The 22371-nt window shown below is 63.0% G+C and carries 24 protein-coding genes and 1 pseudogene; 16 read left to right on the top strand and 9 right to left on the bottom strand.

Translation table 11 applies throughout. The features are described from left to right. A partial coding sequence (locus tag KBB36_RS16915; RefSeq protein ID WP_290983574.1) for a helix-turn-helix domain-containing protein occupies positions 1–532 on the bottom strand: 532 nt, incomplete at its 3' end. Between the two features lie 346 nt (positions 533–878). On the opposite strand from KBB36_RS16915, the gene dctP (KBB36_RS16910) reads away from it, so the two are divergent. The 12 genes from dctP (KBB36_RS16910) (at position 879) to KBB36_RS16855 (ending at position 13194) form a co-directional block, all read left to right on the top strand. Further along, a complete protein-coding gene (gene dctP, locus KBB36_RS16910; protein ID WP_290983571.1) occupies positions 879–1874 on the top strand; it encodes a TRAP transporter substrate-binding protein DctP in 996 nt (331 codons plus the stop codon). Positions 1875–1878: 4 nt separating this feature from the next. Continuing rightward, complete coding sequence (locus tag KBB36_RS16905; RefSeq protein WP_290983568.1) at positions 1879–2406, top strand: TRAP transporter small permease; 528 nt, start codon at positions 1879–1881, stop codon at positions 2404–2406. Between the two features lie 4 nt (positions 2407–2410). After that, complete coding sequence (locus tag KBB36_RS16900) at positions 2411–3706, top strand: TRAP transporter large permease (protein WP_290983564.1); 1296 nt, start codon at positions 2411–2413, stop codon at positions 3704–3706. A gap of 10 nt (positions 3707–3716) precedes the next feature. Beyond that, positions 3717–4586 (top strand): SMP-30/gluconolactonase/LRE family protein, encoded by an 870-nt coding sequence (locus KBB36_RS16895; RefSeq protein WP_290983561.1) that lies wholly within the window; start codon positions 3717–3719, stop codon positions 4584–4586. Between the two features lie 187 nt (positions 4587–4773). Further along, positions 4774–5925, top strand: coding sequence for an acyl-CoA dehydrogenase family protein (locus KBB36_RS16890; protein WP_290983558.1), 1152 nt, complete (start codon positions 4774–4776; stop codon positions 5923–5925). A gap of 16 nt (positions 5926–5941) precedes the next feature. Further along, positions 5942–7021 carry an acyl-CoA dehydrogenase family protein gene (locus KBB36_RS16885; protein WP_290983555.1) on the top strand — a complete coding sequence of 360 codons (1080 nt, stop codon included), beginning with the start codon at positions 5942–5944 and terminating at the stop codon, positions 7019–7021. A 60-nt stretch (positions 7022–7081) separates the two neighbouring features. Further along, the gene (gene dctP, locus KBB36_RS16880) at positions 7082–8092 is read left to right on the top strand and encodes a TRAP transporter substrate-binding protein DctP (RefSeq protein ID WP_290983552.1); all 1011 of its coding nucleotides are present in this window, start codon (positions 7082–7084) and stop codon (positions 8090–8092) included. A gap of 84 nt (positions 8093–8176) precedes the next feature. Further along, positions 8177–9199 carry a TRAP transporter substrate-binding protein DctP gene (gene dctP / locus KBB36_RS16875; RefSeq protein ID WP_290983549.1) on the top strand — a complete coding sequence of 341 codons (1023 nt, stop codon included), beginning with the start codon at positions 8177–8179 and terminating at the stop codon, positions 9197–9199. 36 nt (positions 9200–9235) lie between these two features. Continuing rightward, positions 9236–9763 (top strand): TRAP transporter small permease, encoded by a 528-nt coding sequence (locus KBB36_RS16870; protein ID WP_290983547.1) that lies wholly within the window; start codon positions 9236–9238, stop codon positions 9761–9763. 18 nt (positions 9764–9781) lie between these two features. Next, positions 9782–11074, top strand: a complete 1293-nt coding sequence (locus KBB36_RS16865; RefSeq protein ID WP_290983544.1) for a TRAP transporter large permease — start codon at positions 9782–9784, stop codon at positions 11072–11074. 1 nt (position 11075) lies between these two features. Next, entirely contained in the window at positions 11076–12350 is a 1275-nt protein-coding gene (locus KBB36_RS16860; RefSeq protein ID WP_290983577.1) for a CoA transferase, read from the top strand. Between the two features lies 1 nt (position 12351). Further along, positions 12352–13194 (top strand): SDR family oxidoreductase, encoded by an 843-nt coding sequence (locus tag KBB36_RS16855; protein ID WP_290983541.1) that lies wholly within the window; start codon positions 12352–12354, stop codon positions 13192–13194. A 9-nt stretch (positions 13195–13203) separates the two neighbouring features. Here KBB36_RS16855 and KBB36_RS16850 read toward each other — a convergent pair whose 3' ends face one another. Together KBB36_RS16850 and KBB36_RS16845 are read right to left on the bottom strand one after the other, a co-directional pair. Then, entirely contained in the window at positions 13204–13833 is a 630-nt protein-coding gene (locus tag KBB36_RS16850) for a DNA-3-methyladenine glycosylase I (protein WP_290983539.1), read from the bottom strand. Between the two features lie 6 nt (positions 13834–13839). Then, a complete protein-coding gene (locus KBB36_RS16845; protein ID WP_290983536.1) occupies positions 13840–14733 on the bottom strand; it encodes a folate-binding protein in 894 nt (297 codons plus the stop codon). A gap of 66 nt (positions 14734–14799) precedes the next feature. Here KBB36_RS16845 and KBB36_RS16840 point away from each other — a divergent pair, with 66 nt between their 5' ends. The 4 genes from KBB36_RS16840 to asnB are packed head-to-tail and all read left to right on the top strand — an operon-like array spanning position 14800 to position 19311. After that, positions 14800–15765 carry a glycosyltransferase family 9 protein gene (locus KBB36_RS16840; RefSeq protein ID WP_290983533.1) on the top strand — a complete coding sequence of 322 codons (966 nt, stop codon included), beginning with the start codon at positions 14800–14802 and terminating at the stop codon, positions 15763–15765. Between the two features lie 2 nt (positions 15766–15767). Continuing rightward, positions 15768–16523: a glycosyltransferase family 2 protein gene (locus KBB36_RS16835; RefSeq protein ID WP_290983530.1), complete on the top strand. Its 756-nt coding sequence runs from the start codon at positions 15768–15770 to the stop codon at positions 16521–16523. Beyond that, positions 16523–17563, top strand: a complete 1041-nt coding sequence (locus KBB36_RS16830) for a glycosyltransferase (protein WP_290983527.1) — start codon at positions 16523–16525, stop codon at positions 17561–17563. The genes KBB36_RS16835 and KBB36_RS16830 overlap by 1 nt, the downstream gene beginning before the upstream one ends. Further along, the gene (asnB, locus tag KBB36_RS16825) at positions 17542–19311 is read left to right on the top strand and encodes an asparagine synthase (glutamine-hydrolyzing) (protein WP_290983524.1); all 1770 of its coding nucleotides are present in this window, start codon (positions 17542–17544) and stop codon (positions 19309–19311) included. Before KBB36_RS16830 ends, asnB begins: the two co-directional genes overlap by 22 nt. Before the next feature lie 3 nt (positions 19312–19314). Here asnB and KBB36_RS16820 read toward each other — a convergent pair whose 3' ends face one another. From KBB36_RS16820 to KBB36_RS16795, 6 genes and pseudogenes are all read right to left on the bottom strand, one after another. Continuing rightward, entirely contained in the window at positions 19315–19593 is a 279-nt protein-coding gene (locus KBB36_RS16820; RefSeq protein WP_290983522.1) for a Usg family protein, read from the bottom strand. A gap of 172 nt (positions 19594–19765) precedes the next feature. Then, complete coding sequence (locus KBB36_RS16815) at positions 19766–20161, bottom strand: type II toxin-antitoxin system VapC family toxin (protein WP_290983518.1); 396 nt, start codon at positions 20159–20161, stop codon at positions 19766–19768. Then, complete coding sequence (locus KBB36_RS16810; protein WP_290983515.1) at positions 20158–20418, bottom strand: type II toxin-antitoxin system Phd/YefM family antitoxin; 261 nt, start codon at positions 20416–20418, stop codon at positions 20158–20160. The genes KBB36_RS16815 and KBB36_RS16810 overlap by 4 nt, the downstream gene beginning before the upstream one ends. 43 nt (positions 20419–20461) lie before the next feature. Beyond that, positions 20462–21217 carry an SDR family oxidoreductase gene (locus tag KBB36_RS16805; protein WP_290983512.1) on the bottom strand — a complete coding sequence of 252 codons (756 nt, stop codon included), beginning with the start codon at positions 21215–21217 and terminating at the stop codon, positions 20462–20464. 97 nt (positions 21218–21314) lie between these two features. Beyond that, entirely contained in the window at positions 21315–21770 is a 456-nt protein-coding gene (locus tag KBB36_RS16800) for a MaoC family dehydratase (RefSeq protein ID WP_290983509.1), read from the bottom strand. Further along, positions 21767–22371, bottom strand: a pseudogene (locus KBB36_RS16795) (hypothetical protein); the annotation flags it as partial. The gene KBB36_RS16800 and the pseudogene KBB36_RS16795, both read right to left, overlap by 4 nt.

Raw genomic sequence — 22371 nt, 5'->3', positions numbered from 1 at the left:
GGGTGAAGCCGGATGCAGACCAGACCAGCAGGCGGCGCGAACCGATCGGCACATGCAGCCGCATCGTGCTGGTGGCTTGCAGCACGCGGATATATTGCGAATAGATGCCGTTGCGGGTGGCGACAAACACACATTCGCCGGTGCTGCGATTGAGTTCTTCCATCATGCGGATCAGGCCGCCATCGCGCACCGGGCCGGCGCCGAGCCAGGCGCCCAGCAGGGTGACGCGCGGGCTGGGCAGATAGGTGCGGCTTTCGGCGTCGTAATCCAGATAGCCCAGCTGCACCAGGCTTTTCAGCAGCACCGAGGTGGAGGATTGCGGATAATCCAGCCGCTCGGCGATTTCGCCCACCCGCGCCTCGCGCTGCAATTCGTCGAAGAATTCCAGGATTTCCAGCACGCGGCCGGCGGATTTCACCACCGCCGGCGTGCGCGGCGCGGCATCGATGATACTGCCGGCACTATGCGCCGGGGCGCCGCGCCGATGCGCCGGGGCGGCGAGCGGCGCGGGTCCCGGCGCAGGCGGCGGCACGCTAGGCGGCAGGCCGCGCGATGCTGCGGGCTTGGCGCCTGGGCTCCGCGCGGCGGGCTTGGTTTTTTTGCTTGGCATGGGTTGTGAGACGATACCGGGGCTGACGCGACAGTTTGCATCCTAACAGATTGGCGCCGAAAGTGCATCATGTATGTGATATATTCAATCCCATCCGTAAATATCGTTGCCAGCCGCGCAAACTCGTCCGATGCTTCACCACCAAAGGAAACGTCATTGGCCGGACAATAAATTTTGCCGGCAGCGAGCAGGGAACGGCCATCGGGCCGCGCTCCCGCATTGATTTTGCATTCACGTGTTGTGATGCCTGAACGGGAGGATGAGTAGCATGCTTAAGCATTTCACCGGCGCGGTCTGCGCCGCTTTGCTGGTTGTTGCCGGCCAGGGCGTATTGCATGGCGCTGCGGCGCAAACCAACTGGACCGCCTATACCTACACGCCGGCCATGACCATTGCGCCGGCCCGCGGCATGGCGCGCATCGCCGAGGCGATGGAGAAGGAAACCAATGGCGCGCTGAAGATCAACCTGCATATCGGCGGCGGCCTGCCGATTGGTGCCACCGATATTTCCAATGCGCTGTCCGACAATGTGGTGCAGCTTGGCGATGATGGCTTCTTCCAGGGCAACCTGCCGGTCACCGGCATTCTACGCCTGCCGATGCTGATTGTGACGCCGGAGGAATTCGACAAGGCCAAGGAGATCATGCGGCCGTATTTTGAGAAGGCCTATGACAAGCGCGGCGTGATGCTGCTGGGGCATTATTATTATCCGTTGCAGGTGGCCTGGTCGCGTAAGCCGCTGACCTCGTTCAAGGACATGAACGGCCTCAAGCTGCGCGTCACCAGCCCGGAACAGGCTGAATTCATGAAGCGGCTGGGTGGCTCCGGCGTCACCATCGGCTCGTCGGATGTGCCCTCCGCGCTGGATCGTGGCGTGGTGGATGGTGTGTTCACCGCTTCCTCTGGCGGCGGCAAGGTGTGGAAGGATTTGCTGAAATACAATTACCGCCTCGGCCCGAATTTCTTCGATGGCGTGATTGCAGTGAACAAGGATGCCTTCAACAAGCTGCCGGCCGCCACGCAGGCCAAGCTGAAGCAGGTGGTGGCGGAAACCGCGCCCTGGATCACCAATACATTGCGCGACGAAGAGAACGAAACCACCGCGCAGCTTGCCAAGGGCGGCATCATCGTCACCCCGGCCAAAGCCGAGGACGTGGCGCCGGCTGCCAAGCTGATGGCGCCCTATTGGGACCAGTGGGCGAAGCAGAAGGGCGCCGAGGCGACCGAGGCGCTGGCCAAGGTGCGCGCCGCGCTCGGCCGCTGATCCGATGCGCGATCCTGCCGACAAGGCCAACAGGGAGGGCGCCGCCGGGCGCCCTCCGCTTGGCGAAACCATGCTGGAACGCGGCAGCAGCCTGCTTTGCGAGATCATGCTGGTGCTGATGGTGGTGATCACCACCATCGAGGTGACCTTGCGGCCATTCCATCTGTCGCTGGAAATGGCCGATGAAGTGGGCGGCTATCTGCTGGCAGCCGTCACCTTCCTCAGCCTGCCGGTGGCCCTGGCGGGCGATTCCTTCCACAAGGTGGAATTCCTGCAAACCCGGCTCGGCGCACGCGGCCGCCGGCTCAGCGCCATCCTGTTCAATCTGCTGTCACTCGGCTTTGCCTGCATCATGGAATGGCAGCTAATCCGGCTGGTGACGCGCTCGTATAATTCCGAAGTGATGGCCTCCACCCAGCTCGCCACGCCATTGTGGATTCCGCAATCGGCCATGCTGCTGGGCATGAGCCTGCTGATCCTTACATTGCTGCGCGAATTGTATCGCGACCTGCCGCTGGCCAAGGGGCGCTAAGCCGATGTTGCTGCTGTTTGTCTTTATCCTGTTTCTCGTCTTGCTTGCTGCCGGCATGCGGGTGCCGTTTTCAATCAGCATTGCCGGTGTGGTCTATCTGATTGCCCATGGCGGCATTGATGCGCTGAAGGGGCTGGGCCTGGTCAGTTGGGGCGCTACAAACAGCTTCACGCTCACCTCGATCCCGCTGTTCATCCTGATGGCCGAGATCATGCAGCGCAGCGGCCTCAGCGTGCGAATCTATAATGGCTTGTCCAAGCTGGTGCGGGTGCTGCCCGGCGGCCTGCTGCAAACCAACATCGCCGGTTGCGCGCTGTTTGCTGCCATCAGCGGTTCTTCTGTTGCAACCGCTGCCGCCATCGGCACGGCCGCCTTGCCGCAATTGGCCAAGCGCAATTACTCGCCGCGTCTGTCTGCTGGCACTTTGGCTGCTGGCGGCACACTCGGCATTCTGATCCCGCCATCCATCGCCATGATCCTGTATGGCACCTTTACCGAAACCTCGATTGCCAAGCTGTTCATGGCCGGCATTGTGCCGGGCCTGCTGCTCACCGCCATGTTCATGCTCTATGTCGGCATCAAGGCCTGGCTTGATCCCAGCGTGGCGCCGCGTGAGCCGGCGCCGGCCAATGCTGCCGAATACAAGGCAGCGCTGATTGATCTGGTGCCGTTTGTGCTGCTGATCGGCGGCACTATCGGCGCAATTTTCTTTGGCCTGGTCACGCCCACCGAGGCGGCGGCGGTGGGCTGCGTGCTGGCCATCATCATCTCGCGCATCTGGGGTGATCTCAGTTTTGGCGCCTTCCGCGAGGCGTTGAAAAGCACCGTGCTGATCAACGGCAATATCCTGTTCATCGTGTTTTCCGCCTTCATCTTCTCCTATGCCATCAGCCTGGGCGGCATGGGCGAAAAATTCACCGCCTACCTGGTTGGCCTCAATCTGTCGCGGCTGGAATTTTTCTTCGCGCTGTTTGTGCTCTACACCGTGCTTGGCTGCCTGGTGGAAAGCCTGGGCATGATCGTCATCACCGTGCCGTTGCTCTACCCGGTGCTGCTGAAATACGGCATCGATCCGGTATGGTTCGGCATTGTGCTGGTGGTGTTCATCGAATTGGGGCAGATATCGCCGCCGCTCGGCATCAACCTGTTTGTGATCCAGAGTATCTGGGATGGCAAATTAAGCGATGTGGTGATGGGCACCATCCCGTTCCACTTGATCATGTTCCTGCTGCTGTTCATGCTGGTATTCTGGCCCGAGCTGGCGCTCTGGCTGCCGCAGCATATGACCGTGAAGTTATAGGAACGCGCCGATGTATCCCGCCGCCAAAACCCATCCGCTTGTCACCCATGCGCAATTGCCCGCACATTTCGCCAAGCCGCGCCGCAGCCTGTGGTGCGATATCAACCTGGCCGGCCATGAAGCCGGCTGCTTCCTGGAAGGCCCGGATTTTGACGCGGCGGGTAATCTCTATGTGGTGGATATTCCGTTTGGCCGCATCTTCCGCCTGACTGTCGGCGGCGCCTGGGAGCTGGTGGCGGAATATGATGGCTGGCCCAATGGCCTCAAGGTTGAGAAGGATGGCCGCCTGCTGGTGACCGATTTCAAGCTTGGGCTGGTGCGGATCGATCCTGCCAGCGGCAAACATGACGTGCTGCTGAACGAAATCGAAGGCCAGCCATTATTGGGCCTGAACGACCTGACCTGGGGGCCGGATGGTTCGCTCTATTGCACCGATCAGGGCCAGACCGGGCTGCATGATCCACGCGGCCGGGTGCTGCGCATCGCGCCGGATGATTCGGCATCGGTGCTGATCCGTGGCTGTCCCAGCCCGAACGGCCTGGTATTCGACAAGCGCAAACCCTGGCTTTATGTGGCGATGACGCGCGGCAACGCGGTGTGGCGTGTGCCGCTTTATGACGGCGACCCGGTGAAGGTGGGTATCGCCATCCAGCTTTCCGGCGGCATCGGCCCGGATGGCATGGCGCTGGATGCTGCCGGCCGCCTGCTGGTGGCGCATCCGCAGATCGGCGTGTGGCATTTTGATACCCGCAACCGGCCGCTGGCGCTTTATGAAGTGCCGGAGGAAAATTTCATCACCAATCTTGCGGTGCGGGATGATGTGCTGTTTGTCACCGATTCCGTTGCCGGCCGTATCGTGACGGCGAAACTCGCCGATTAAAATTTGCTGCAAGCGCGAAGGGCGCAGAGCAAAGCTGCGTCCGTGTACATCACATATATGATATCTGTCATCGCATATCTAAAACATATTGCCTGCCACACCGGAACGGCCGATGCTCCGGCGCAGAGGAAATGCCGGCCCGCTTGCCGCCCAGCCGATCAACGAGAAGACAAAGAGGAGCCGCGCCATGCGCGCATTCCGTTTTGAAGCCCTGAGCCTGCCGCCCGAAGCCGAGGCCATGCGCCAGCGTGTGCGGGCTTTCCTCAAGGCCGAGCGCGAGGCTGGCCGTTTCCAGCCGCATCGCAACACCTGGACCAATTTTGATGCCGATTTCAGCCGTCGTGTCGGCGCTGCCGGTTTCATCGGCGTCACCTGGCCGAAGCAGTATGGTGGCCAGGAATTGTCCAATCTGGAGCGTTTTGTCATCACCGAGGAAATGCTGGCCGGCGGCGCGCCCTGCGGCGCGCATTGGGTGGCGGATCGCCAATCCGGGCCGCAAATCCTGCGCCATGGCAGCGAACGCCTGAAGCAGTTGGTGCTGCCGAAGATTGCCGCCGGCGAATGCTATTTCGGCATCGGCATGAGCGAGCCGGATTCCGGCTCAGACCTCGCCGCCACACGCACCCGCGCCACCAAGGTGGATGGCGGCTGGGTGATCAATGGCTCAAAAATCTGGACCTCAAACGCGCATCGCGCGCATTACATCATCGCCCTGGTGCGCACCGCCCAGGTTGGCGAAAACCGCCATGCCGGGCTTACACAATTTGTTGTCGACATGACCTCCCCAGGTCTGACGGTGCGGCCCATCCGCAATCTGGCGGGTGGGCATGAATTCAACGAAGTATTCTTCCGCGATTGTTTTGTGCCGGATGATGCCATGGTGGGCAATGAAGGCGATGGCTGGAGCATGGTGACCTCCGAACTGGCCTTTGAGCGCGCCGGGCCGGATCGGTTCATGTCGGATTACCGCCTGCTGGTGGAGTTGATCGACAAGGTGGGGCCGGAGCCGAATGTGCGCCAGGCGGCCGAAATCGGCCGGCTGATCAGCCATTGTGCTGCCTTGCGCCGCATGTCGACCTCGATTGCCGGCCTGCTGGAGCAGGGCCACAACCCGGCCACCGAAGCGGCTTTGGTGAAGGAAGTCGGCACCAATTTTGAGCGCGAGATACCGGAAGTGGCGCGGCGCCTGCTGCCGGTGGAAGCCAGCTTTGATGAAACCGACGACAATTTCAGCGAAGCCATGGCGCATGTGCTGCTGCATGCACCGTCCTTCACCCTGCGCGGCGGCACGCGCGAAATCCTGCGCGGCATGATCGCGCGCGGCCTCGGCCTGCGCTGAAGCGAGGAATAGTCTGATGACCAGCCAAGCCAATAGCAATGACATGTCGGCCATCCTGCAGGAGCAGGCGAGCCGGTTGTTTCAGCAATATGTCACCAAGGACAGCCTCTCTGCCGTGGATGACGGCGCCTGGCCGGCGGCCCTGTGGCAGGAGATGGAGCGCGCCGGCCTGCCGTTGGCGCTGGTGACGGAAGCCGCCGGCGGTGTTGGCGTGCCTGCTGCCGATGCGCTGCGCCTGCTGCGCCTCTCGGGTTATCACACGCTGCCGCTGCCGCTGGGCGAAACCATGCTGGCGGCCAGTTTCTGGACCGAAGCCGGCGGTGATTTGCCGGAAGGCAGCCTTTCACTGGCGCCGGGCGAGGTGGCGCTTACCAAAGCTGCCAATGGCTACACGATAACCGGCACCTTGCGCCGCGTACCCTGGGGCGCGCGCGCCGATCATGTGCTGCTGGTGGCGCGTGATGCCGCAGGCCAGGCGCATCTGGTGCTGCTGCCAAAAGGCATCGCGGCAATCGAGGCACGCCGTAATGTGGCGTATGAGCCGCGTGATACGCTCAGCTTCAATGCGGTGACATTGCCGGCTGCGGCTGTGCGCCTGGCGCCGGCCGCGATGCAGGCCGATGGCCTGCTGGGCTTTGGCGCCCTGCTGCGGGTACAGCAGATGGTCGGCGCCATGGAGCGGGTGCTGGATCATGCCCTGACCTATGCCAATGAGCGGGTGCAATTCGGCCGCCCGATCGCCAAATTCCAGGCCGTGCAGCATATGCTGGCGGTGGCTGCCGGCCAGTATGCCGCCGCCGCCGCTGCCGCCGATGCGGCTATCGAAGCCTATGCTTCGGCCGAATTTGATTTTGCCGTGGCGGTGGCCAAGGCGCGGGTGGGTGAGGCTGCCGGCGAAGTGGCTGCCATCGGCCATCAGGTGCATGCCGCAATGGGCTTCACGCAAGAGCATCCGCTGCATTTCGCCACCCGCCGGCTGTGGTCGTGGCGTGATGAATTCGGCGCCGAAGCCTTCTGGCAGGAAAGGCTTGGCCGCCTGATCTGCGCCCAGGGCGGCGAGACGCTCTGGCCGCTGCTGACCCGCAACAACAGTTGAGCAGTTTTACACCACCAACAGCCTCCCCAGGCTGATCCAAAAAAAGTGAGGAACCGAGTGATGAAGCGTATTGTCTCCCTGGTCGTGCTGGCCGCTGCCACCATCGCTGCCGCGCCGGCCATGGCACAGATCAAGCTGCGTGTGGCTGATAGTTTCCCGATCACGCATCCGAATGTGGAAGTGGCGCGTTTCTATAACAAGCGTGTGGAAGAACTCAGCGGCGGCAAGGTGAAGCTGGATTATTTCCCGGCCGAGCAGCTTGCCAAATCGGCCGATCTGCTGGATGCCGCTATCAACCGCATCGCCGATATCACCTATGTCGGCCCACTTTATCTCTCCGACCGCGTGCCGCTGGCCACCGTGGCGGCGATTCCGCTGATCGGCAATGTGTCTGATCCGTATGAATTGTCGCTGGCCTATTCAAAGCTGGCGCAGGCTGAATTGAATCAGGCCGAGATGCTGCCGCAGGGCGTGCGGGTGATCCGCGCCACCGCCACTTTCCCCTACCAGATGATGACCACCAAGAAGCAGGTGTTGAAGCTGGAAGACCTCAAGGGGCTGAAGATTCGCTCCTCGGGCGGCATCCAGGAAAAATCCATCGAGGCGCTTGGCGCCGTGCCGGTGGCGATTCCGGCGCCCGATCTGTATCCCGCCGTGCAGCGCGGCACTGTGGATGGCCTGGTGTTCAACCTGCCCACCGTGCCGGGCTACAAACTTCAGGAACTGGTCAAGTTCACCACCACCAATGTCAATCTCGGTGCCTTCCCGATCACTTATGTGATGAACGAGAAGAGCTGGCAGGCCATGCCCAAGGATGTGCAGGACATCCTGCTCAAGGCCGGCGAGGAAGCCGTGGCTTTTGAGACCCAGCTTTATCTCAAGCGCCAGGAAGCTTTGTTCAAGGAATTCACCACCCGCAAGATCAACGCCTATGAAGTTGAGGCGGCCGAGATTGCGCGCTGGTCGAAGGTGCTTGATCCGATCAAGCAGGCCTGGATTGCCGATCTGGAAAAAAGCGGCAAGCCGGCCCGCCGTGTTTACACCGCCTGGGAGAAGCTGCTGACCAAGTAAGCCAAAGCCTAAGCGAGCCGCCGCGTTTCCCGGGGCGCGGCGGCCGTTCACATAAACGGGATCAAAAAGAGGGAAGGGAACATCATGAGCAAGCGTCATGTTGCGTTGTTGGGGGTCGCTGCGGCGGCTTTGTTGACCTGGAATATTCAGCCGGCAACGGCGCAGATCAAGCTGCGCGTGGCCGATTCCTATCCGATCACCCATCTCGGCGTCGAATTCGCCAAAATCTGGAACAAGCGGGTTGAGGAACTCACCGGCGGCAAGGTGAAGATTGATTACTTCCCGGCCGAGCAGCTTGCCAAATCAGCCGATCTGCTGGATGCCGCGATCAACCGCGTGGCCGATATCACCTATGTCGGCCCGCTCTATATTTCCGACCGCGTGCCGCTTTCCACCGTGGCGGCGATTCCGCTGGTCGGCAATGTGTCTGATCCGGAAGCGCTGTCGATGGCCTATTGGAAACTGGCCAACAATGAATTGAATGAATTTGAATTCAAGCCGCAAGGTGTGCGCGTGGTGCGCGCCTCGGTCACCTTCCCCTATCAGATGATGACCACCAAGAAGCAGGTGCTCAAGATGGAGGATCTGAAGGGGCTGAAAATCCGCTCCTCTGGCGGCATCCAGGAAAAATCCATTGAGGCGCTCGGCGCGGTGGCCGTGTCGATCCCGGCGCCGGATCTGTATCCCGCCGTGCAGCGCGGCACCGTGGATGGCCTGGTGTTCAACCTGCCGACCTTGCCGGGCTACAAGCTGCAAGAGCTGATCAAATACACCACCACCAATGTCAATCTCGGCCTGTTCCCGACCACCTATGTGATCAACGAAAAGAGCTGGGCGGCACTGCCGAAGGATGTGCAGGACGCCATGCTGAAGGCCGGCGAGGAAAGCGTGGCGGTGGAGGTGAAGTCCTATCTGGCCCGCGAAGTGAAGCTGATGGAGGAATTCAAGCAGCGCAAGGTGGAAGCCTACACTTTGCCGGATGCCGAGATTGCGCGCTGGTCGAAGACGCTCGATCCGGTCAAGAAGGCCTGGGTGGCTGATCTGGAAAAGGGCGGCAAGCCGGCAGCCAAGGTGCTGGCGGCCTGGGAAAAGTTGCTGACCAAGTAAGCCGGCCAGCAACCAAAGCAACGAGGAGAGTAAGCGATGTTTGTGATCGATCTGGTCGATCGCGCCGTGCGCCGGTTCGAGGATGTCCTCGACCGGCTGGCGCAGCTGGCGCTGTTCATCATGATGGTGCTGATCTGTGCCGATGCGGGTGGTCGCTATCTCCTCGATAAGCCGGTACCGGCTGCTTATGAGATGACGGAAATGTATCTCATGATCGGCGTGGTGTTCCTGGCGCTGGCACGCAACCAGGCTTTGGGCGGCAATGTCGCCGTTGATTTCCTGGTGCAGCTTGCCAGCCCGGGCTGGCGCCGCCTGCTTGGTTTTCTGTATGTCGCCAGTGCCTTCCTGGTCTATCTCGGCATCGCCTACATGGCCACCCGCATGGCGGTGCAAAATTTCAGCCTCGGCCGCTGGACCCATGGCGCCTTCCCGCTGCCCACCGGGCCGTCCTGGGCGCTGTTCGCTGCCGGTGCCATTGCCATGACCCTGCGCTTGGCGCTGCAAATGCTGCGCGCGCTGCGTGGTCAGGAAATCTACGATCCCAGCCTTGGCGGCCATCACTAAGGCCCGGAGTTTACAAAAATGGAATTGCCCGTTTACGTCCCGATGATCCTGTTCCTGGTGCTGCTGGCGCTGGGCATGCCGATTGGTCTGGCGCTTGGCGTCACCGGCGCGCTGGGTGTTGCCACCACCTTTGGCTTTGATGCGATGCTGGGCGTGTTGCAGACCACGCCGTTCCGCACCTCGGCCAGTGCGCTGCTCTCCACCATCCCGCTATTTATCCTGATGGCTGAATTGCTGGCGCGCGGCAGCGTGGTGCGTGATGTGTTCCGCCTCGCCTATACCTGCATGGGCCATCTCAAGGGTGGCCTGGCTTTGGCTGCCGTGATGGCCAATGTCGGCTTTGCCGCCCTGGCTGGTTCCTCCACCGCCGCCGCCGCCGCGATGTCGAAGATTTCCGTGCCGGAGATGCGGCGTTATGGCTATGACGACCGGCTCTCGCTCGGCACCGTGGCGGTGGCCGGCACGCTGGCGATCATGATCCCGCCCAGCCTCGGCTTCATCCTCTATGGCATCCTGACCGAGAATTCCATCGGCAAGCTGTTCCTGGCCGGCATCATCCCCGGCATCATCACGGCGATTGCCTATTGCGCCACGATCTATGTCTGGGTCAGCCGCAATCCCGGCATTGCGCCCAAGGTGCAGCCCTTCCCGATGGCCGAGCGTTTCGCCGCGATGAAGCCGGTCTGGCCGGCCGGCATCCTGATCTTCATCGTGATCGGCGGCATCTATTCCGGCGCCATCACCGCCACCGAGGCGGCAGCAGTGGGTGCCGGCGGCGCGCTGATCATCAGCGTGATCTGGGGTGGTCTGCGCTGGACCGGCATAACCGAAAGCCTGCAAGCCACCACACGCGCCACGGCGATGATCTTCACCATAATCATCGGCGCCATGATCTTCGGCTATTTCATGGCCGCCACCCAGGTGCCGCAGCATCTGGTCGAATGGGTCGGTGAATTGCCGCTGCCGCGCTGGGGCATCCTGCTTATCATTGTGGTGATCTATCTGATCCTCGGCTTCTTCATGGATCAGATCGCCATCGTGGTGCTCACCCTGCCGCTGACCTATCCGCTGATCCTGTCGCTGGGCTACGATCCGATCTGGTTTGGCGTCATCATCGTCAAGACCACGGAAATCGGCCTGGTCACGCCGCCGATGGGGCTGAATGTGTTTGTTGCCGCCGGCTCGGTTGGTGCGCGCATCGAAACCGGCTTCAAGGGCATCATGCCGTTCCTGATCGCCGAGGCCATTGTGCTGGCCATGCTGATCGTGATCCCCGAATTGTCCCTCTGGATTCCCAACAACCTTGACTGACATGACACAGCATCCCAGCGACGGCGCTTTCCAACACGGCCCGCTTACCGGCATCCGCGTGCTTGATCTCACCGGGGTGATCATGGGGCCGTATGCCACCCATATCCTGGCCGATCTTGGCGCCGATGTGATCAAGGTGGAAAGCCCGGAAGGCGATTCAACCCGCAACTACCAGCCGCTGCGGCATGATGGCATGTCGGGTTCGTTCCTCAACCTGCATCGTAACAAACGCGGCCTGCTGCTGGATCTGAAGCAGGAGGCCGGCCGCAAGGCATTGCGCCGGCTGATCGAGAGCGCCGATGTGTTTGTGCATAACATGCGGCCCAAGGCCATCGCCAAGCTGGGTTTCGGCTATGAGCAGGTCAAGGCGATCAAGCCGGATATCGTCTATTGCGGCGCCTATGGCTTCTCGGCCAAGGGGCCTTATGGCGAGAAGGCGGCTTATGACGATCTGATCCAGGCCGGCAGCGGCATTGCCGGGCTGTTTGGCCAGGTGCAGGGCGCGCCGGCTTATGTGCCCACGGTGATCTGCGACAAGCTGGCCGGCCAGGCCATCGCCTGGTCGATCCTGGCCGCCCTGGTGCAGAAGATGCGCGGCGGCGGCGGCCAGAGTATCGAAGTGCCGATGCTGGAAACCTCGATCGAATTCACCATGGTGGAACATTGGGGCGGCGGCGCCTTCGAGCCGCCGCTCAGCCCAGTGGGTTTTGTGCGCCTGCTCAGCCCGCGCCGCAAACCCTATCGCACCAAGGATGGCCATGCCTGCATCCTGCCCTATTCGGACAGCAACTGGCGTGACTTCTTCGATTTTGTCGGCCGGCCGGAATTCAAGGAGGATGAACGCTTCAAGCGCCTTGCCAGCCGGGTGCAGCATGTTGAAATCCTTTATGGCCTGATCGAGGAAGTGGCGCCCAATCACACCAGCGCCGAATGGGTGGCGTTCTGCGATGCCAAGAGCATCCCCTGCATGCCGGTGCTGTATGTCAACGATCTGCATGAAGACCCGCATGTGCAGGCGGTGGGCCTGTTCGGCAAGGCCGAGCATCCCAGTGAAGGGCAGTATCGCACCGTGCGCTCGCCGGTGACGTTCTCCGGTGCGCCATTTCAGATCCGCCATCATGCGCCGCGGCTGGGTGAACATTCGGTGCAGGTGTTGCGTGAGGCCGGCTATAGCGTGGCCGAGATCGAGGCGCTGGTCGGCACCGGCATCACGGTGGCCGGGCCGGTTGTTCCGCCGGCTGCCAAACCACCAATTGGCAAGATGGATGTGGCATAACATGAGCCTGGCGCCCAACAGTCTGGCCGGCAAGGCGGCATTGATCACCGGCGGCGGCAGCGGCCTGGGCCTGGCCATTGGCCGGCGTTTCATGGCTTTGGGCGCTGATCTGGCGATCTGCGGCCGGCGTGAAGCGGTGTTGCAGGAAGCTGCCGCGCAGCTTGAAGCCGAATTCGGCCGCCCGGTGCGCTGGCAGGTTTGTGATGTGCGTGATGCCGAGGCGGTGGAGCGCATGCTGGATGCTCTCTGGGCCGTGCAGCCGCTGGATATCCTGGTGAATAATGCCGCCGGCAATTTCCTGGCGCGCAGCGAAACCCTGTCGCCGCGCGCCGTGGCCGCCGTGCTGGATATTGTCGCCAAGGGCGCGGCCTATTGCACGCTCGGCATCGGCCGGCGCTGGATCGAAGCCGGCCGGCGCGGTGTGGTGCTGGGTATCCTGACACAATCGGCGCTGACCGGCATGGCCTATCGGCTGCCCTCGGCGATGGCCAAGGCGGCCAGCCTGGCGATGATCCGCAGCCTGGCTTCGGAATGGGGGCCGTTTGGCATTCGTCTGGTGGGTGTGGCGCCCGGCGTGTTCCCGACCCCGGGCGCCACCTCGCGCCTGTCGCCCGGCAAATTGCAGGCAGCCGCGCCATTGGGTGCCGATGTGCCGCTCGGCCGCAATGGCGATCCGGCGGAACTGGCCGAGCTGTGCGCCTTTCTGGTTTCAGATGCTGCCAGCTACATCACCGGCGAAGCCATCCTGATTGATGGTGGCCGCATGCTGAGCAATGCCAATGGCCCGGATGTGGCAGCCTTGCGTGATTGGGATGCCGCCGATTGGGCCGCTTTGCGCGGTTGAACGGTTAGATTAGCGGCGACGTTTCAGCTTCTTCACCTGCTGGTGGCGGAAACAATCCACCGTGTGGTCGTTCACCATGCCCACCGCCTGCATGAAGGCATAGACAATGGTGGGGCCGACAAAGGTGAAGCCGGCCTTTTTCAGCGCCTTTGACATGGCCTGGCTTTCCGGGCTTTCCACCGGCACTTCGCGCAGATGTGTCCAGTTATTCTGCTTCGGCTTGCCGCCGACAAAATCCCACAGGTAATCGGAAAAGCTGCCATGCTTTTCCTGAATCTCCAGCCAGCCGCGCGCATTCAGCACGCTGCCCTCGATCTTCGCCTTGTTGCGCACGATGCCGGCATCCAGCATCAGCGCATCCAGCTTGCGCCGGTCATAGCGGGCAATCTTCGCCGGCTCAAAACCGTCAAAGGCGGCGCGGAAATTATCGCGTTTGCGCAGGATGGTGATCCACGACAGCCCGGCCTGGAAACCATCCAGGATCAGCTTTTCAAACAGCGCGCGGTCATCCCATTCCGGCACGCCCCATTCGGTATCGTGATACTGCACATAAAGCGGATCATGGCCGGGCCAGCCGCAGCGGCATTTGCCATCGGCACCAATCAGGCTGGTGCGGGTATCCTCGGGACCAACCGGCATGTTTCCTCATTCACTCTCGGGCTGCGCCGCATAATCCGGCAGCCGCGCTTCAAGGGCAATGCCGTCGCAGAGCAGCGCACGGTCACCCGCCGCCGCCTTGGCCGCCGCTTCCAGCCGCAGCAGGGCAAGGCCATCCTGGCCCTGGCTGGAGCGCAGCCAGCCGGCTTCCTGGCCATCCAGGGTGATTTGGCTGCCGGCTGCCGGCAGCGCGGCGCTGCCGCGCACCTGGAAAAGCTGCTTCTTCACCAGACCGCGATATTTGGTGCGCGCGGTCAGTTCCTGGCCGACATAACAGCCCTTCCTGAAATCCACGCCGTGCAGGGCCTCAAAATGATGTTCCAGCAGCAGGCCCTTGTCGATCTCGATATCCTGCGCGCCATCCGGCACGCCCAGGCCGATGCGCAGTTTTTCATAGGCGGCGAAATCGCCCGGCTCGCCCTGGCTTGGCGCGGCCCCGGGTGGCAGCCATAACCGGGCGCCCAGCCCGGCCAGGCGCGGATCGGTGAAGCCGAAGCCGGCGGCCAGGCCAGGCGCGCTGTCCAGGCCGGCGCCGCCGATCAGGGCAAAAGCCTGCCAGCCGGCCTGCAAGTCGATGCTGATTTTGGCCCGCAGCCGGTAAAGCGCCAGTTTGCGCGCCAGTTCCTCGGCCCTGTCGGCTGCCACATCCAGCCATAATGCGTCCTGCCATTCGGCCACGAACATATCGAACAGGAACTTGCCCTGCGGACTGAGCAGGGCGGCATAAAGCGCCCGATCCGCGCCGATCCGGCCGGTATCGTTGGAAATCAGCCCATTCAGGAAGCTTTTTACCGCCGCCACGCCATCCGGGCTGGCCAGCCGCAACAGGGCGCGGCCGGGCAGGGCGATAGGCTGGGGGGAAGGGTTGTTGGTGTCCGTCATGTTCTAACAGGTATGGGAGCCGGCCCGGCTTGGCAAGCCGGGGGCGCCCTTCTATAACCGCCCGGCATGCGTGTCCTGTTCATCACCGCGAATCGGCTTGGCGATGCCATCCTCTCCACCGGGCTGCTGGCGGCGGCGGTGGAGCGCGATCCGCTGGTCAAATTCACCATTGCCTGCGGCCCGGCTGCGGCGGGGCTGTTCCAGCCATCGGCAATGCCCAATCTGGAACGGCTGATTGTGCTGCATAAGCGGCCCTGGGCCGGCCATTGGTGGGATTTGTGGAAGCAGGTCGCCACCACGCGCTGGAGCATGGTGGTGGACCTGCGCGGCTCTGTGATTTCGCAATTCCTGATGGCTCATCGCCGCCGGGTATTCCTGGGCGGCGGCAATCCGAACCAGCATCGGCTGATTTCGCTGTCCCGGGTGCTCAAACTGCCGGTGCCGGTGGCGCCGCGGATCTGGATCAGCGAGGCCAATCAGCGCCGTGCCGCCAAACTATGGCCCGAAGCCGGCCCGGTGCTGGCGATCGGCCCAACCGCCAATTGGGGCGGCAAAATCTGGCCGGGCGAGCGTTTTGCCGAGCTGGCCGCCCGGCTCACCGCGCCGGATGGCATCCTGCCCGGCGCCCGTATCGCGGTATTCGGCGGTCCGGGCGAGGAAGCCTTGGCGGCGCCGGCATTGGCGGCCCTGCCGCCTGAGCGCAGCATCAATCTGGTCGGCAAGCTCGATCTGCTTGATCTGGCTGCCGCCCTGCAACGCTGCGCGTTGTATATCGGCAATGATAGCGGCCTGATGCATCTGGCTGCCGCTGTGGGCGTGCCCACCCTGGGCCTGTTCGGCCCCAGCCGCGAGGATGTCTATGGCCCCTGGGGGCAGAATACCGCTTCGGTGCGCACCGATCTGGATTATGATGCCATCGTGCGATCCCCTGGCTATGATTACCGCAAGCATGACAGCCATATGCTGACGCTCAGCGTGGACAAGGCGCAGCGCGCCGCTGAAACGCTATGGCGCCAGAGCCGCGAGGATTGAGCATGGCGCCCAGATTATCTGCCCTGGTGGTGGCGCATAACGAGGAAGCCCAGCTCGGCGCCTGCCTGGAGCGCCTGCGCTTTGCCGATGAAATCGTGGTGGTGCTGGATCGCTGCACGGATGCTTCGCGCCAGATTGCCGTGGCGGCCGGCGCCCGGCTGGTGGAAGGCGGCTGGCCCCTGGAAGGCCCGCGCCGCAATGCCGGCATCGATGCCTGCCAGGGCGACTGGATTGTGGAAGTGGATGCCGATGAGCGCGTGTCGCCGGCCCTGGCCGAGGAAATCCGCGCCACCATTCAGCAGGCGGCGCCCGGCTATTTCCTGATCCCGTTTGATAATTATGTCGGCCAGCGCCTGGTGCGTTATGGCTGGGGCGCGGCCTGGGGCGTATCGGCGGCGCCGCGCCTGTTCTCGCGCGGCTCCAAACGCTGGGGCAGCCAGCGGGTGCATCCGGCGCTGGAGCTCAAGGGCGAAAAGCGCAGCCTGCGCCAGCCGATGGAGCATTATGTCGATACCGATATTTCCGACATGCTGCGGCGGCTGGATCGTTACACCACGGCGCGCGCCGCCGATCTGCGCGAAAGCGGCAATATCGGCAGTTTCGGCGCCAATGTCAGGCGCATCTTCTCGCGCTTCTGGAAATGCTATGTCGCCCGCAAGGGCTACCGCGAAGGGCAATATGGCTTCCTGATCGCGCTGATGGCCGGGCTCTATCCGATCCTGAGCTATCTCAAGGCTAATCTGGAGAAACCGCAATAATGCGTCTGCTCCAGGTCATGGCCGGGGCGCGCCAGGGCGGGGCGGAAACCTATTTTGTCAATCTGGCGCAGGCTTTTCACAAGGCCGGGCTGGAGCAGACAGTGGTGATCCGGCGCAATGAAGAACGCGCCGCTATTCTGCGCCAGGGCGGGGTTGAGCCGTTGCAGATGCGTTTTGGCGGCGCGCTGGATTGGATCACGCCGATGCAGCTTGGCCTGCTGGCGCGGCGCTGGCGGCCGGATATTGTGCTCACCTGGATGAGCCGGGCCAGCGAAAAGATGCCGCGCGGGCGTTTTGCCACACTGGCACGGCTCGGCGGTTATTACGATCTCAAACATTACCGTAAGGCCGACTGGCTGATCGGCAACACGCCGGATATCGCCCAGCATTGTATCAAGGCCGGTTTCCGCGCCGACCGGGTGCGCAGCATCTCTAATTTCGGCCGCTTCGATCCGGCGCCGGCTTTGCCGCGTGGCGAACTGGATACGCCTTTGCATGCGCCGCTGCTGCTGGCCATGGGCCGGCTGCACAAGAACAAGGCTTTTGACGTGCTGCTGCGCGCGCTGGCCGATCTGCCCGATGCCTATCTGTGGCTGGCCGGCGAGGGCGAGGAGCGCGCTGCGCTTCAGGCCCTGGCCGACAGCCTGGGCGTGGCGCGGCGGGTGCGTTTCCTGGGCTGGCGGCATGACCGCGAGGCATTGGTGGCGGCCTGTGATGTTTATGTGGTGCCATCGCGACATGAGCCTTTCGGCAATGTGATCCTGGATGCCTGGGGCGCCGGCAAGCCGCTGGTTGCCAGTAATTCGCAAGGCCCCGGGCAATATGTGGTGGAAGGCGAAAGCGGCATCCTGGTGCCGGTGGAGGATCATCGCGCCCTGGCCGGCGCGATCCGTGAAGTGCTGCGCCTGCCGGAACTGGCGCGTCGCCTGGGCGAAGCCGGCCGCCGGCAATTTGAGCGCGACCATAGCGAAGCCGCCGTGGTGGCGGCGTGGCAGAAATTGTTTGACGAGGTGATGGCATGTGCGGCATCGCCGGGCTGATGCGGGCCGATGGCGCTGCGCCAGACCAGGCGCGGCTGGCGGCGATGCTGCGCGCCGTGGCGCATCGCGGCCCGGATGGCGAAGGCAGCCATATCAGCGGCTCGGTGGCTTTGGGCCAGGCGCGGCTGGCAATTATCGATCTGGCCGGTGGCCGGCAGCCGCTGTTTGGCGCCGATGGCATCGCCCTGGTGGCGAATGGCGAAATCTACAATTACCGCGAACTTTATGATCTGCTGCCCGGGGTAAGTTTCGCCACCGGCTCGGATTGTGAGCCGCCTTTGCATCTTTATCACCGCGAAGGTGCCGGTTTCCTGCGCCATCTGCGCGGCATGTATGCCCTGGCGCTGCATGATCCGCGGGATGACAGCCTGTTGCTGGCGCGCGATCCGTTTGGCATCAAGCCGCTCTATTATGCCGAGGCGCAGGGCCATCTGCTGTTTGCCTCCGAGCCGGCGGCATTATTTGCCAGCGGTTTGCTGGCGCCGCGCCTGCTGCCGCACAAACGCGATGAATTGCTGCAATTGCAGTTCACCACCGGGCGCGACACGATCTTTGACGGCGTCTACCGCCTGCTGCCGGGCGAGATGCTGCTCTGCCGCCAGGGCCGCATCGTGCAGCGCCAGCGCCGCGCCGCGCTGACGCGGGATGGATTTGCCGGCGATGAAAGTGCCGCGCTGGCGCGGCTGGATGCGCTGTTGCAGGAAAGTGTTGATCTGCACCAGCGTTCCGATGTGCCTTATGGGCTGTTTCTGTCTGGCGGCATCGACAGTTCCGCCCTGCTGGCGATGATGGCGCGGCTCAATCCGCGCCCGGTGCTGGCCTATTCGCTGGGTTTTCCCGATAGCGGCCTGCATGACGAACGCGAGCTGGCCGCCATTGTGGCGCGCAAGCTCGGCGCCGAGCATCGCAGTGTTGATTTCACCGCGCAGGATTTCTGGCAGCTGCTGCCGCAGGTGGCGCAGGCGATGGATGATCCCGCCGCCGATTATGCCTGCCTGCCCACCTTCAAGCTGGCGCAATTCGCCGCGCGTGAGGTCAAGGTGGTGCTCTCTGGCGAAGGCGGCGACGAAATCTTTGGCGGTTATGGCCGCTATCGTTCTGCCAGCCGCTGGCTGTTTGGCCGCAAGATGCGGCGCAAGGGCGCGCTGGACGGGCTGGGGCTATTCCGCCAGCCGCCGCTGGCCTGGCGCCAGGGTTATGCCGAGGCCGAGCAACAGGCGCGGCAACCCGGCGATAGCCGCTTGCAGGCGGCGCAGCGGCTGGATATGGCCGATTGGCTGCCGAATGACCTGCTGGCCAAGCTGGATCGCTGCCTGATGCGCAACGCGCTGGAAGGCCGCACGCCGTTTCTGGATTGTGGCCAGGATGGTGTGGCCGGCCTCAGCGGCTTCGGCTTCGGCCTTGCCGACAAGCTGAAAATCCGCAACGGCCTGGGCAAACATCTGCTGCGCACCTGGCTGGCGCAGGCTGTGCCCGAGGCGCAGCCGTTTTCACGCAAGCGTGGCTTCACCGTGCCGGTGGGGCAATGGATCGCTGCCGAGGGCACCCGGCTGGCGCCGCTGGTGGCGGCCCAGCCCGGCATCGCCGAGGCGTTCCAGCCTGCGGCGGTGACGGCGCTGTTCCGCGACGGCGCCGCCAGGCAGGGCGCCGCTGCCTGGGCCTTGCTGTTTTATGCGCTGTGGCACCAGCACCATATCCTCGGCCGGCCGGCCGAGGGTGACGCCTTTGCCATGCTCACAGCGGCATAAGTCTTAGTGCAGCCGGAAATCGTCGGCGCTGGCGCGGATTTCCGCCGGCCGCACCAGTTGCGTGGAAACCACGCGCACTGAATGCAGCTTGCCATCCAGCTTGCTCTCCCAGAAATCGAGAAATTTCTGCAAGCCCGGAAATTTCGGCGCCAGATCGTAATCCTGCCACAGATAGGTTTGCAGCAGTGTCGGATGGTCGGGCATGCGGTAAAGGATTTCCGCCGTGGTCAGCCGAAAATTGAGCAGACGTTCCAGGCGTTCAGCACCAGTCAATACGGTCATTCTGCCTCCTGCATGATCAAAGCAGGGGCGGTTTCCGATTGCCGGCAATCAGGCAACCGGAACCCGGCACCCACGCGATAAGCCTGCCGGACAGTCTGGTTGCGCTGCAATAAAAATGTCTTAAGGCGTTGAAAAATGGCACTCGGGCCGGGCTGCTGCTAACAGATGCCGGCTACCAGATGCGCCGACAGCCGGCCTGATCGGCGATGCCATCAATGCTCACCAGGCCAAGATCGCGGCGCAAAGCCTGGGCAAACAGCATGCGGTCAAAAGGATCGCGGTGCGGGATATCCAGGTTGCCGGCCAGCAGGCCGTCTTCGATTTCAATCGGCAGCGCGATGAAGCCGTTATCGTCCAGCATGGTCTGGTAATTGTCGAGCACCCGTAACACTGCCGGTATGGCAAGTTTGCCGGCGCGACGCTTGATCGTCATTTCCCAGCCACTGACTGAACTGACGAATATAGTATTGTCCTTATTCTCGATGATGGTGCGCGCTGTCTGGCTTAAGCGCTCAGCGGGGGAAAGCCACCAGATCAGCGCGTGGGTATCGAGCAGGAACTGGTTCACTTGTACCAGAGGTCAATTTCGTCATCCGGTAATGGCTTGGCGATTTCATCAGCTATTGCAGCCAATTCCGGAAACATGCCCGGGATGCGCTTGCCCTTGGGCGTGGCCTCGTTGGCGGCGGGCGCCACCGGTATCAGCCGCACGGCATCCTGGCCATCGCGTGTTATCTCGATGGTTTCACCGGCCAGGGCGCGGCGGATCAGATCGGTAAGTTGATCCTGCGCCGCCGCCAGGGATATGCGGGTTACTTCGCCCATGCGGCAAGGGTAGCACCGGGGCGGCGCAGGTCAATGTTGATTTTCAGCCGCGCCCGACAAACGGCATCTTGGTCGCCATCACGGTCATGAATTGCACATTGGCATCCAGCGGCATATTGGCGATATGCACGATCGATTCGGCGACATGGCGCACATCCATGCGCGGCTCCACCATCATGGTGCCGTTGGCTTGCGGCACACCCTTGGCCATGCGCTCGGTCATCTCGGTGGCGGCATTGCCGATATCGATCTGGCTGCACGCGATGTCATGTGCGCGGCCATCCAGTGAGGTGGATTTGGTCAGGCCGCTGATGGCATGTTTGGTGGCGGTATAGGGCGCCGAGAAGGGGCGCGGCGCATAGGCCGAGATCGAGCCGTTGTTGATGATGCGGCCGCCGCGCGGCTCCTGCGCCTTCATGATGCGCATGGCTTCCTGGGTGCAGAGGAAGGCGCCGGTCAGGTTGGTATCCACCACCGCCTTCCATTGCTCGAAGCTCAATTCATCCATCGGGATCGCCGGGGCGCCGATGCCGGCATTGTTGAACAGCACGTCCAGGCGGCCAAACGTGGCCTTCAGTTTGGCGAACAAAGCCTTCACCGAATCCGGGTTGCCCACATCGGTCACCACGCCAAAGGCCTTCACGCCCAGCGCCTCGCATTCGGCGGCGGCGGCGTTGAGCAATTCCAGTCGGCGGCCGGCCAGCACAATATCGTAGCCGGCCTTGGCCAGGGCGAGGGCGGAAGCCTTGCCGATGCCGGCCGTGGCGCCGGTGACGAGGGCGACTTTGCGGGTGGTCATGATAGCGTTTCCTCTGTTTATGTATCTTGTTGGTTACTTTGGCGAGGCGGCGTGCTTGAGGCAAGGCCGCGGCGCCGCGAAAAGCATTGGGCGCTTATCAACCGGGGCGTTTTGCCACCAGCTGGTTGCCGTGAAAGCTCATCACGGTTTCGCCTTTCTGGTTCTCCACCCAGTATTTCATCGTCACGATGCCGCGATCCGGCTTCGAGGCGGAGAGGCGCTTGTCGGTGATGCTGGCCTTGGCATAGAGCGTGTCGCCCGGGCGCACCGGCTTGTACCAGCGCAATTCGTCCAGGCCCGGCGAGCCCATGCTGCCCTTGCCCAGCAGGCCGGCCTGCATCAGCATGCGGAAACCCAGCGCGCCGGTCTGCCAGCCCGAGGCGATCAGGCCGCCATAGATCGATTTGCCGGCGGTTTCCTTGTCGAGATGAAATGGCTGCGGATCGTAGCGGAAGGCGAAATCCAGGATATCGGCCTCGCTCACCGTGACCCCATTGGCGTGGATCACCTCGCCGGCTTCATAATCCTCGTAATAGCGGTCGCTGCGGCTCATAAGCTTCTGCCCCTGAAAAACTGCGTCACATCCTGCACAAATTCATCCGGCTGCTCCATGGCGACAAAATGGCCGCCGCGCGCCAGCACCCGATGCTGCACCACATTATAGCCGCGCTCCAGCCAGCCCGGCGGCGAGGGCGGCACCAGGTCCCAGGGCGGCAGCAGGAAGCCGGTCGGCGGGGTGACAAACTGGCCGGGTTGCAGCGCCAGATCGCCGCTTTGTTTGGTGGCCCAATACATCCAGGTGGCGGTTGCCGCCGTGTCGGTGAACCAGTACAGCGCGATGGTGGCCAGCATGTCGTCCATCGCAAAGGGCGGTTCCTTGTCGGCCGGCCCGCCGGGAAAGCCGTGGAACTTTTCCACGATCCAGCCGGCCAGGCCGGCCGGGCTGTCGCTCAGGCCATAACCCAGCGTGGTCGGCTTGGTGCTCTGGATGGCGTAATAGCCGCTCTCGCTGCTCTGGCGCTGCTTCGCCTTCGCCGCCCAAGCCTTCTCAGCCTCGTTCAGCGGCGTGGTCAGCGGCGGCCGCAGCGGCACCATGTTGAGATGCAGCGCCGCCACGGCTTGCGGGAAATCGGCGCCGAGCCAGGAGGAGACAA

The organism is Ferrovibrio sp., assembly GCF_017994015.1.
GTDB lineage: Bacteria > Pseudomonadota > Alphaproteobacteria > Ferrovibrionales > Ferrovibrionaceae > Ferrovibrio.
Note: the sequence above shows the minus strand (reverse complement) of the source record. Positions and strands in the feature narration are given on the sequence as shown.